The 12,335-nt window shown below is 38.9% G+C and carries 11 protein-coding genes; 7 read left to right on the top strand and 4 right to left on the bottom strand.

Annotated features, from left to right (window positions below):
• Positions 1–88 precede the first annotated feature (88 nt).
• From JHD79_RS08975 to JHD79_RS08965, 3 genes are all read left to right on the top strand, one after another.
• Positions 89–1,042, top strand: a complete 954-nt coding sequence (locus tag JHD79_RS08975; RefSeq protein ID WP_199118893.1) for a hypothetical protein — start codon at positions 89–91, stop codon at positions 1,040–1,042.
• On the top strand, positions 1,042–2,136 hold the full coding sequence (dinB, locus tag JHD79_RS08970; RefSeq protein WP_199118892.1) for a DNA polymerase IV: 1,095 nt from the start codon (positions 1,042–1,044) through the stop codon (positions 2,134–2,136). The genes JHD79_RS08975 and dinB overlap by 1 nt, the downstream gene beginning before the upstream one ends.
• 108 nt (positions 2,137–2,244) lie before the next feature.
• Positions 2,245–2,403 (top strand): hypothetical protein, encoded by a 159-nt coding sequence (locus JHD79_RS08965; protein WP_199118891.1) that lies wholly within the window; start codon positions 2,245–2,247, stop codon positions 2,401–2,403.
• 4 nt (positions 2,404–2,407) lie between these two features.
• On the opposite strand, the gene JHD79_RS08960 is transcribed toward JHD79_RS08965, so the two are convergent.
• The 4 genes from JHD79_RS08960 to JHD79_RS08945 are packed head-to-tail and all read right to left on the bottom strand — an operon-like array spanning position 2,408 to position 6,153.
• Entirely contained in the window at positions 2,408–3,547 is a 1,140-nt protein-coding gene (locus JHD79_RS08960) for a cytochrome-c peroxidase (protein ID WP_199118890.1), read from the bottom strand.
• 34 nt (positions 3,548–3,581) lie between these two features.
• Positions 3,582–4,964 (bottom strand): MATE family efflux transporter, encoded by a 1,383-nt coding sequence (locus JHD79_RS08955; protein WP_199118889.1) that lies wholly within the window; start codon positions 4,962–4,964, stop codon positions 3,582–3,584.
• Between the two features lie 47 nt (positions 4,965–5,011).
• Positions 5,012–5,650, bottom strand: coding sequence for a helix-turn-helix domain-containing protein (locus tag JHD79_RS08950; RefSeq protein WP_199118888.1), 639 nt, complete (start codon positions 5,648–5,650; stop codon positions 5,012–5,014).
• 17 nt (positions 5,651–5,667) lie between these two features.
• Positions 5,668–6,153 carry a DUF4442 domain-containing protein gene (locus JHD79_RS08945; protein ID WP_199118887.1) on the bottom strand — a complete coding sequence of 162 codons (486 nt, stop codon included), beginning with the start codon at positions 6,151–6,153 and terminating at the stop codon, positions 5,668–5,670.
• A gap of 267 nt (positions 6,154–6,420) precedes the next feature.
• Here JHD79_RS08945 and gyrA point away from each other — a divergent pair, with 267 nt between their 5' ends.
• The 4 genes from gyrA to JHD79_RS08925 all read left to right on the top strand — a co-directional run bounded on the left by gyrA (position 6,421) and on the right by JHD79_RS08925 (position 12,240).
• Positions 6,421–8,961 (top strand): DNA gyrase subunit A, encoded by a 2,541-nt coding sequence (gene gyrA, locus JHD79_RS08940; RefSeq protein WP_199118886.1) that lies wholly within the window; start codon positions 6,421–6,423, stop codon positions 8,959–8,961.
• Between the two features lie 26 nt (positions 8,962–8,987).
• Positions 8,988–10,070, top strand: coding sequence for a lipopolysaccharide assembly protein LapB (locus JHD79_RS08935; protein WP_199118885.1), 1,083 nt, complete (start codon positions 8,988–8,990; stop codon positions 10,068–10,070).
• Positions 10,071–10,150: 80 nt separating this feature from the next.
• The gene (locus tag JHD79_RS08930; RefSeq protein WP_233164619.1) at positions 10,151–11,290 is read left to right on the top strand and encodes a lipopolysaccharide assembly protein LapB; all 1,140 of its coding nucleotides are present in this window, start codon (positions 10,151–10,153) and stop codon (positions 11,288–11,290) included.
• Positions 11,291–11,658: 368 nt separating this feature from the next.
• Positions 11,659–12,240 (top strand): hypothetical protein, encoded by a 582-nt coding sequence (locus JHD79_RS08925; RefSeq protein ID WP_199118884.1) that lies wholly within the window; start codon positions 11,659–11,661, stop codon positions 12,238–12,240.
• Positions 12,241–12,335 lie beyond the last annotated feature (95 nt).

Here is a 12,335-nt window from a genome sequence, read left to right as displayed (position 1 = left end):
GAAGACAAGCTGCAATGGCATCTCCATTCAATAGACTAAAATAAGTACACTTCTGCTCAACAAAGTTTAAACAGTTTCTTAAATTTGGATGATGAGGCTTCTTGTACTGGCTTTTTATTTATTTGCTTCGCTTGGCCTACAGGCACAAACTGCATTTCAACAAAAAATTCATTCTTTAGTACAGATTCAGATGGACAGCGGTGTTACGCTTAGTATCGACGAGCCCATTATTTACCCCCAAAAACCAACCGAGATTGTCATTTATGCACTTCCCAATGGCAATACAACTGCACAAACCTTTGGAAAAAAAGTAGACGACACTGAAGATTGGCATTATAACATCCAACACATAGGTGCACAAAGTGCTTTTGTTCGTCAGACCGATCAAGGTACCAATTACATTATTGTCTACGCAGAAAACAAGTATAAAAGTTGGCCATCTTGGCGAAGACAATACCAGCATAGCGATCGTCTCATTAGAAATATGGTGGATAAGATCTATGAAAAATATCAAGCTTTAAAGCCTCAAATTACGCTAAGTGGTCATAGTGGTGGTGGAAGTTTTGTCTTTGGCTATATCAATGCCTATGAAATACTGCCCAATTATATCGAAAGAATAGTATTTTTAGAGGCCACTTATGGCTATGAGCCCCAAAAGCACTTGGCCAAACTGAAGAGCTGGCTACAACAAAAAAACAAGTTTTTACAGGTAATTGCGTATAACGATAGCGTGGTCGTTTATAACGGTAAACCACTGGTATCGGCAACAGGTGGTACATTATATCGCAGTAAGTTAATGGCAAGAGATCTTCAAACTACCTTTGAGTTAAAATATAAAGATGAAAATGATCGAGAGGTATGGAAAAATAAATCGGAAAATATAGCATTCCTATTGATTAAAAATCCGGAAGCAAAAATACTTCATACGATTTTGGTGGAAAAGAACGGATTTATCCACTTGGTATTTAATGGCACAAAATTTAGCGGAAAGCATTATCAATTTTGGGCTAATCGGGCTTATGACAACAATTTGCTAAAATAATGGAAACAGCTGTCCGACCTATTCGAAAAATTATCCACATCGATATGGATGCCTTTTATGCTTCAGTAGAACAAAGAGATTTTCCAGAATTGAGGGGCAAGCCCGTGGTGGTTGGCGGATCACCAGAGGGCAGAGGAGGAGTGGTCGCTACCGCCAGTTACGAAGCCAGAACCTACGGCATTCGTTCGGCCATGTCGTCAAAAAAAGCGCAGCAACTTTGTCCCTATGCCATTTTTGTTTACCCACGTTTTTCGGCTTACAAAGAAGTTTCCAAGCATATCAGAGCAATATTTAGCCGATATACCGATCTGATAGAGCCACTCTCTTTAGACGAAGCTTATTTAGACGTTACGGAAGATAAATTGGGAATCGGCTCTGCCATTACCATTGCCGAACAAATAAAGAAAGCCATTAAAGACGAACTTCATTTAACAGCATCGGCGGGTGTTTCCATCAACAAATTCGTGGCTAAAATAGCTTCTGATATGAACAAGCCCGATGGGCTGACTTTCATTGGCCCCTCTAAAATAGAGAAGTTCATGGAGAAACTTCCCGTCGAAAAATTCCATGGGGTGGGAAAGGTAACCGCCGAAAAAATGAAAATGCAGGGGATACGCAAAGGTAGCGACCTTAAGAAACTCAGTGAAGAACGTTTGGCCATCTTGTTTGGCAAATCGGGCAAGTTCTTCTATCATATTGTAAGGGGTATTGACAACAGGGCTGTAAAACCCGATCGTGAAATCAAATCAATCAGTTCTGAAGATACCTTTAGTTATGATTTAGATAAAGGAAGCGAGTTATATGAACGCTTACTGCAAATTACCCAATCGGCTTTCAGGAGAATTAGCCAATATCAACTTTACGGAAGGACCATAACCGTAAAGGTTAAATTTGCTGATTTTAAGCAGATCACCAGGAGCATTTCTTTTGAACAGCCCATTACGGATGAAAATGAGGCCTATCAGGCGGCAAGAACGTTACTTGAAAACGCTGATTTCGACGGTAAATCAGTAAGGTTAATAGGGGTTGGTTTTTCTAATTTCCACGAACCTAAAATGAGAAATAGGATAGAGGAACAGAAGGAGCTTTTTTAATTGTGATTGACCCAGCCTTGTATATCTTCTATTGAAGATAAAGTTTAACAGCTACTTAATAGTCACTTAATTTACTTAAGTTAAATTTGTTATATCAAATTAGAGATAATGAAGATTAATTTTATTCTTATCGCAGTAGCTATTGTTGCCATTTTAGGTTTTGTTTATTTCATCATCAAAAGAAATCAGAAAGACCAAAAAGAACTGGAAAAAGAACTCAACCAAAAAGAGCTAAAACCAGAAAAGCACGATAGCGAACATATGTAGTGGCCTATTTAGGCAATTGGTCTACTTTTATGATCACAGGAGGAGACGACAATGCTTCCAAAAAAGCGATGACGGCTTTTCTTTCCCTTATGCTCAACATAATCCCCCTAATTAATTTATCCTTTTTTGGCAGCAGAGGATCATCCTTTTGGCCTGGTAAAACGATATGTTCAGGCATACCCATATTGTACAAAACCATCAGGCTATCCATACTTTTAACCATTCCATGATGAAACCAGGGACCGGTTTTCATCACATTACGTAAACCAGGGGTTTTAAATTTACCTATATCTTCTACCTTTTTGGTTACATGGTACAAACCTAAATCTTGGTTTTTCAGGCCATATTCCGTCAATCCAATATTATGAAATTCTTTATCGGTGAAATAAGCCCCATAATGGCAATTCATACATCGAGCTTTGGTCCTGAACAAGTGCAGGCCTACCAGTTGCTCATCTGTCAATGCCGCCTTGTCCCCATTTAAAAACCTGTCAAACGGTGTTTCTCCGCTTACAATACTTTGTTGAAAAGTGGCCAAACTCTCAAATATCAATTGGTTGGTGATTTTGGCCGTGCCAAATGCCGCCATAAATAAAGGCTCGTATCCTTTTATCCTGCCAAGTTTTTTAGGCAGTAATTTTAAATCTTGGTTCATTTCATGGTGTGCAGAAATGGGACCTTCGGCCTGTTTTACTAAAGTATTGGCCCTACCATCCCAAAAGAAACTGTAATAAATCCAAACGTTTTCTAAAGATGGTGCATTTCGAATATTGGGCAGTTCGTTATGCCCCAAAGAAACTTCTTTTCCATCAGACCAATGCATTGCTGGAGTATGGCAGGAGGCACAAGAAATCTGGTTGGCACCAGAAAGTCGCGGATCGAAAAATAGCAGTTTACCCAACTCCATCACTTTTTTAATCGAATCATTAGATAAATCGAGCGGAGTAGAGGATAAAGAAGCCAGTTCTTCAAATTTAACACTAGCCTCTACATTGGGCTTTGGCCAATCCTGACTGGGTTTTGCATATATTTTTCTTAAAGAATCGTCCAGTAAACCACTACCATTCATCCATTCATGAGATTTAAAGGAGATCAACAATAGAAAACTCAAAAGAAAGGCGATGCAAACCAGCACTTTGTTCATAGCTGCAAAAATAATAAAATGCTAAATATGCAACTTAATGCTGATGAAGCTCAGTTTCTTCATTGGCAATTAATTTCTTTGTTCTGTTCTGAAACCTGATAAAGAGTAGGATAGAGGCAGTAAGTAGTCCTAAAGTTAAACCGTACCAAATTCCTTTAACGCCCCAGCCCAATGGAAAGCCTAGCAAATAACCTACCGGGATCCCTATTACCCAGTACGATAAAAATGTAATGAAAGTAGGCATATTTACATCGCCCAAGCCCCTAAGTACACCCAAACCAACCACCTGTGTTCCATCAAAAAGTTGGAAGAAGCCTGCCAAAATTAGCAATTGTGCCGCAATACCAATTACCGTTTGATCGCTGGTATAAATATAGGGAAGGTAATGGTTGGCCAACATAAAAATTAACGCCGTAATAGACATGAATACGATTACCACATGGTAGCTGGCAATGGCCGATAAGCGTAAACCAATATAGTTTTTGCTTCCAAAATTATTTCCGGTTTTAATGGTAGCCGCATTAGCAATACCTGTAGCTAGCATATAAGTGAACGCTGCCAAAGAAAGTGCTGTAAAATGGGCCGCCTGTTCAATCTTACCAATGGTTCCAATCAATATGCCTGCACCACTAAAGGCACTGATTTCGAAAGCATATTGCATAGCTACCGGAGCACCCAGTTTTATAATTTTAGTAATTCTTGAGGTATCAAAAGAAAACAGTTTAAAATCAGGAAGGTACACCTTGAAATTTTGAGCATTAAAAACATAGGCCCCCATGGCAACGGCCATTAAAACACGGTCTATCAGTGTACTTAATCCTACACCCTTAACCCCCATAGGAACAATGCCAAACATGCCTCTAACAAAGATAATTCCCAAAACGACATTTAACAGATTTCCCCAAATAGAAATTAACATGGCCTGTTTGGTAAATCCTAATCCCTCGGTAAATTGCTTAAAAGCCTGGAAAATCATTAATGGAAATATCGAAATACCCATGTACATTAAATAGGGCTTGGCATGTAAGACCACATCTGGCGATTGCCCAATATGGTCAATTACTTTAAAATAAACCAGCAACACCAGCGCAAACAAGATAAGGCTGGCCACAAAATTAATAAGCAAGCTGTTGGAAAGGAGTCTGCCACATTCGTTCTTGTGGCCACTACCGTTGGCTTGTGCTATTAAAGGCGTTAAGCCGTAAGAAATGCCCAGGCCCAACACTAAAATGAGCATGAACAAACTATTTACCAGAGAAACCGAGGCCAGCTGTACCGTACCTGCAAAGTGGCCAACAATCATTCCATCGGCCATGTGTACTAAGGTATGCCCCAATTGTGATAATACAATAGGTAGGGCTAAAATAAGGTTGTCTTTATAGTAAGATTTATACTTTGCGACGGAATACGTAAACATTCCACAAAAATCGGAATTTTAAGTGGGAACTTATAAACTAATGCTTTTTACTTTCCACCTAAATCGGCCATGACGTAATATTCTTCCTTTTCCGTAATGTGCGGTAAAATAATACCCGATAAAATAAGGTTGACGATAATTTTCTGTGCTTTTTTGTAGGCGCTCCTGGTCAATTTGCTAAACTCTTTCAGGGTAATTCGTCCGTTTGCACCTAAATATTCCAACAGGGCTTTCTCTTGCTCGGAATAAGCAATGAAAGTCCCTTCGTTTTCCCCATCTTTTTTTAGGACTTCTATCAGTATTTTGCTGGCCAGCACGCTCTTGTCCTGCACCCTGAAATATACCCACCATTTTCCTTGTTCATCTAAAGCGTAATGCGGTTTGGTATCGCTTTTAGGAATTTCGGCCACCAAAACCAATTTATCATCTACCAAATATTCTTCAAAAGATGGCTCAATGGCAGGTTTACAAAACTGATGTGCGGCCCTGGTGATCATGTATTTTTCCTCTTCCTCAGCTTTTACGCCCTTTATCGTGCCATCATCGGCCACCCCGATCAGTAACTTGCCTCCTTTATTATTGGCAAATGCCACGAGTGTTTTGGCAATTTTTTCGCAATTGCTGATCGTTTTCTTGAAATCCAAGCTTACATTTTCACCTGCTAAAATCAATCTTTTAATATTCATCAGCTCAGCATTTAAAATTATATGGCTACACGTTGTTTTTCATTCGGGAATTTGGTACGCAGATAAACTTCGTTCATCACCGTAGCGCACAGCTCGCCCTGTTTATTGAATAATTCCATAGGGTAGGCCTTCACAAATTTCCCATATTCATTTAATGAAGCCTCAGCCTCCTTGATCATCTCGTCGGTAATGGTTAGGGTAAAATATAGATTGGTCAGACCAGGTTTTAAATACTGGATAGACGCACTTTTAAGCCACACCCTGCATTTATGTCCTTTGCGCTGCATCAACTGATCAAACAAAATAGCGTAAAAAGGATCCGTAGCGGCATAAATGGTACCACCAAAAATAGAACCATTGTAATTTCTGTTCAAGAAACTGTTCGTAATCTTTACGTCGACCCCTCTAAATCCTGGATGGAATTTCCTCACCCATATTCGCTGAAATAACAAAGGAGGATACAAACTCAATGCCCATTTTAGGGTTTTCTCTGAAACAATCATGACAGCTAAATATCATCATTTGTGCCGAACATTAAAAACTTTGTGCAAAATTTAACTAAAAATTAAACCTCAACAACTCATGGTTTTTATTCCTCATGAGCAAGTATAAGGTGTCCTATTTTTTTACCTAATACCAGCTTCATTTGCTGCATTTTCATATTGGTCAAAACTTTTCCACAAAGGGCTGTAAAGTGTAGCTTATTTTGTTAAATTCGCAAGATTATATCAATAGCTAATTAATTTCGTTTTTAACGAGTAAATTGTTTTATGGCAGAAGATTTAGAAAATCAAGAGAACGACAAGATTATTCCAATTAATATAGATGAGCAGATGCGATCTGCTTATATCGATTATTCCATGTCGGTTATTGTGAGTAGGGCATTACCTGATGTACGCGATGGCTTAAAGCCAGTGCACCGTCGGGTTTTATACGGTATGTTGGATTTAGGTCTTGGCAACGGAAAACCATATAAGAAATCTGCCCGTATTGTAGGGGAAGTGCTAGGTAAGTACCACCCACATGGAGACTCATCGGTATACATGACTATGGTACGTATGGCCCAACCTTGGAGCTTACGTTATTTATTGGTAGAAGGACAAGGTAACTACGGTTCGATCGATGGCGATTCGCCTGCAGCAATGCGTTATACAGAGGCCCGTTTCCAAAAAATTGCAGAGGATATGTTGGCCGACATCAATAAAGATACGGTCGATTTCCAACTGAACTTTGATGACTCGCTACAGGAGCCTTCTGTGCTTCCTGCAAAAATACCTAACCTATTGGTGAATGGATCATCGGGTATTGCGGTGGGTATGGCTACCAACATGGCGCCCCACAATATTACCGAAGCCATTAATGCCACTATAGCTTATATTGACAATAAGGAAATTACCATAGCCGAATTGATGAAATTCGTAAAGGCACCAGATTTCCCAACCGGTGCAATTATTTATGGTTATACCGGCGTACAAGAAGCTTTTGAAACCGGTAGGGGACGTATTGTGATGCGTGCCAAAGCCGAAATAGAAAGCAATAGGGACCGCGAAAGTATCATTGTCACCGAAATCCCTTACCAAGTGAACAAAGCTCAAATGATCGAAAGAACAGCAGAGCTGATTGGCGAGAAGAAACTAGAGGGCATATCTAACATTAAGGACGAATCCAATAAAGATGGCATCCGTATTGTTTACGAAATCAAACGCGATGCGAATGCCAGTATTGTACTAAACAATCTATTTAAGCAAACTGCCCTTCAAACCTCTTTTAGTGTTAATAATATTGCCCTGGTTAATGGCCGCCCGCAATTGCTCAACCTAAAAGACCTCATCCATCACTTTGTTGACCATAGGCATGATGTCGTAATTCGCAGGACCAAGTTCGAGCTGGCCGAGGCAGAAAAACGTGCACATATTTTGGAGGGTTTACTCATTGCCCTTGATCATATAGAAGAGGTCATCAAGCTCATCCGTTCTTCGAATACACCAGAAGAAGCCAGAACTGGCTTAATGGAAACTTTCGGCCTGAGCGATATTCAAGCTCGTGCCATCTTAGACATGACCTTACGTAGGTTAACCGGACTGGAGCGCGACAAGATCAAGGATGAATATGCAGAATTGATGAAGACCATCGAGTATTTGAAATCAGTATTGGCCGATGAAAGCCTACGTATGCAGATCATTAAAGATGAACTGGCAGAAATGCTGGAGAAATATGGTGACGAGCGTAGAACGAGCATTGTGTACTCTGCCGAAGATATGAGTATGGAAGACTTCATTGAAGATGAAGAAGTAGTGATTACCATCTCTCATGAAGGCTATATTAAACGTACACCTGCTTCAGAATATCGTACGCAGGGACGTGGAGGAAAAGGTTCCAAGGGAAGCGATTCGAGAAACGAAGACTTTATAGAACACCTGTTGATTGCCACCAACCACAACTATATGCTATTCTTTACCGAAGCCGGAAGGTGTTTTTGGCTAAGGGTTTATGAAATTCCAGAAGGCAGTCGCCAAAGTAAAGGAAGAGCATTGCAGAACATCATCAATATTCCTAAAGAAGAAAAAGTAAAGGCTTATATCAAGGTCAAAAACCTAAAAGACCAAGAATACCTGGAAAATAACTTCATCATTATGTGTACCAAAAAAGGTACCATTAAGAAAACTTCTTTAGAAGCCTATTCACGTCCGCGTGTAAACGGTATCAATGCCATTAACATTAACGAGGGCGATCAATTACTGGAAGCCAGTTTAACTACCGGAAGCAGTGAAATTGTCATGGCACTACGTTCGGGCAGGGCAATCCGTTTTAACGAAAGCACGGTGAGGCCAATGGGCAGAACGGCTACAGGCGTACGTGGGGTGACCTTGGGACATGATAAAGATGAAGTAGTAGGCATGATTGCCGTAGAAAGTAGTGAAGCCACCATATTGGTCGTTTCTGAAAAAGGCTATGGTAAACGTACCGACATTGAAGACTACCGTGTAACCAATCGTGGTGGTAAGGGCGTGAAAACCATTAACATTACCGATAAAACAGGTGACCTTGTAGCCATTAAAAATGTAACCGATGCTGACGATTTAATGATCATCAACAAATCTGGTATTGTCATTAGAATTGCCGTAAGTGAACTTAGGGTAATGGGAAGGGCCACACAAGGAGTAAGGTTGATTACGCTAAAAGGAAACGATGAAATCGCTTCTGTGGCCAGAATAGACCATGAAGATGAGGAAGAGATCGAAGAACTTGGCGGAGAAGAAACAAATAATGATAACCATACCACTAACGAAGAAAATAAACCTGAAAACTAAATATTAGATTAAAAATTCGAATAGAAATGAAAAAGTTAATTTTAAGTATATTTTTATTAGGAGCTTCTACATACGTAAACGCACAAAAGACGGAAGTTGCAGAAGCCAAGAAAACTTGGGGAATTTTCCAGGCCATGAATCAAGGTCAGAATTTAACCAAAAATTTGGACCTGTTAAACAAAGGCTTGAAAAACACGGACAATGCCATTGTAAATGAAAAGACCAAAGAAAGCCTAGAAGCCTGGACCTTAAGGGCTTCCTTTTCTTCGGCCATTGCCTTGTTGGATACCATTAACAATGAAAATTCAATTGCTAAACAAAAAATAGCAGAAGAAGCGCTGGCCAAAGCCAAAACCCTTGATAAAAAGGGAGAGGAGAAAGATAACTTGGCCAATGCAGAGATCAACATTAACAATGCCATCCAATCAAGAGGAATTAGGGCTTATAATAAAAAGGACTTTGCTACTGCGTTTAAAATTTTCACTGAAATTACGGAGAAAAATCCAACAGACACCTCTATGTACCTAAATGCAGGAGTTGCCGCAAAACAGGCTGGCAATTATAAAGGTGCTGTTAAAAATTTCAAAAAAGTAGTAAGCTTTAATGTTCCTGAAGCTAAAAATCTTTTATTGGAGGTCATCAACATCGAATTGGTTAACTTAAAAGATACCACAACAGCCCTAGCTTCCATTGATGAAGCCTTGGTAAAATATCCAGATGATCCAGATTTTGTAGGCACCCAGACTGATATTTATATTATTAGGGGCGAAATTGAAAAATCGCAGGCTTCATTAGGCAAATTAATTGCCAAAGATCCTAAGAAAGCCATCTATCAATTCTTAATGGGCGAAACCTATTACAAACAAGCCCTTAATGTGCAAAATGAGCGTGTAAAATTAGATGCAAAGAAAGTAAAAGAATACAATGCTTTAACGACCAAGATGACGGCGTTAATTGATCAATCTTTACCTTACTATAAAAAAGCACAAGAGCTTGATCCTAAAGCCACCCATACCTTAGAAGCCTTGAAACAGGTTTACGGCTTTAAAAACGACACCAAGAATTACGAAGAGACTAAAAAATTGCTAGATGCCCTTCAAAAGAAATAATTCTAAATAATTTGAGTTATAAAAGGGAGATAAGTAAGTTTTATCTCCCTTTTTTGTTTTCTTTGTATAAAAGTATAAGGATGATGCCCAAGATATTTCCACTGACCTTTATTTTTTCGCTTTTTACCATTTGCGTATTTGCACAAGGTTCCCAAATTAAAATTGCCAACAACAGCTTGGCCAAGCTACACATAAGTATTGCAGAAAAAGCCGATTTCAAAAAGCAACTGACCATTATAGGAGAGGGGATCAAAGCTCTTGAAACAGCCGAAAAAGATAAAAAAACAAAAAACTGGCCCGAAACATGGGCTATTAAATCATATTTATCTTCTTATGTAGCCCTTATCGACGAAAACGAGGTCAATTCCGATAAATATTTCCAGTTTGCCACAGACGCCTTGGAAAATGCCATAAAACTGGATAAATTCCAATCAAATACCGAGCTGATCAAGGCAGCCACCTACAACATCAATGTCAAAAAGCAACGGGAAGGCTCAAAAGCATTTGTCCAAAATGATTTTGGCACCGCATTTAAGTTACTCAAGGATGTAAGCGATTTTATGCCAAAAGATACTTTATTGGCCAGCAATGTAGCCATATGCGCACAAAACCTTCAACTGTATAACGATGCTTTGGCCTATTTTTTAAGGGCCAAGGAAAATGGCATTAAAAATCCTACGGTCTATCAGAACATCGCCAGCATTTATGCCTCTAAATTTGAGAATGAACTGGCCATTAAAACCATTGAAGATGGCTTAAAAATCAACCCATATCATGTTTTTTTGACCAATGACTACATTAACCTCTTATTGGATAACGAACAGTACGACAGGGCGCTAAAAGCCATAGAAGCTTCGTTAACTACAGAAAAACAAAGCAAACTATTGTATTACCTTTATGGTTACCTACAACAAAACCAATTAAAAAATACCGGTACATCAGAATTGGCTTATAAAAAAGCCCTGGAAATTGACCATAATTATTTTGATGCACTATATCAATTGGCCTTGGTTTATATACAGAATGCCAATGATGCCTTAAAAGCAAAAAATACGCGCCAGTTTAATTCCATGATCAACCGTGCAGAATTCTCACTGCTTAAGGCCCATGAAATCAATATCAATCATAAGAATACCATTAAACTGCTGATTGATATCTATACCCGCAAAAACAGATTGGATAAGGTTCAGGAGTTGAAACGCAAATTAAATGAGTTTTAAAGAAGCCTTATTTAACTTAACTAAATCGTATTCGTAAATCCAAGGATATTTTAGAGGTATAAAGCTTGACATAGGGGATTATGTTTTTTACAACTTAACATAATGTTAATTATAGTACAAATAGCAATTCTTTTTGCGGGCAAAGCCTTTGTTGCATATCGTTAGCTGTCTTGTATTCGATCCTGTTGCCATAAGGTTGTTTTTTGCCACAAAGCAAGGCGGTTGCGCGGTTGTATCCCACATAAGGCCAATGTACTTTACATGATAATATTATTTGTTTTACTGGTAATTTATTGCGGGAATCCGTAATTTACATAAGTTGAAAAATTTTAGATTTGTCTTATGATGAACACTACCAAACAGATACAATGTTTAGAAACAGAATTTTGACAAATAACGAGCATCTCCAAGACTTTATTAGTACCACTATTGCCAATCTTGAGCATATTCGTGCCAATGGTGCAAACAGAGAATACAGTTTTGATATAAACTGCTCTGATTTGGAAGACTATAACTATATCGATATCCGAAAGGCAGAAAAATTCAGCCAATTGTTTACTGAGTTGGCACACATAAAAGGGCCTACATTATATCGCATAGAAATATTGTCTGATATGGATAGAAGACAGATAATAGAAGCATTGAATGCTTATAAAGCAAGCCCAGGAGCAAAAGTAACTCCGGCTTTACGACCTCATATCAACTACGATTCTAACACCTTATACGTAGGAAAGGTAAAACAGATATTTTGGGGTAGGCTGATACAACATTTGGGATACTTCAAAGTAGATGCTACACAAGGTTTGCAATTGTTTTATTGGGCCAAGGGAATGGGTTTAACGCTAAGGTTTCACATTATGGAGTTCGACACTAATATGGCTGATTCGATGCCTATTATTGAAATGGCATTTGCAAAGAAATTCGATCCGATTATAGGCAAACATAAATAAGTTTACTGATTAGCAAAAGCAAAATCAGGATATTAAAGAGACAGGAATTAGGCGGGGAGATCAAAAGAGGTCTCCCCTTTTTATGCCCCTAGGGT

This window comes from Pedobacter sp. ASV28, from assembly GCF_016428855.1.
Lineage (GTDB): Bacteria > Bacteroidota > Bacteroidia > Sphingobacteriales > Sphingobacteriaceae > Pedobacter.
This window is presented reverse-complemented; position numbering and strand designations above follow the sequence as displayed.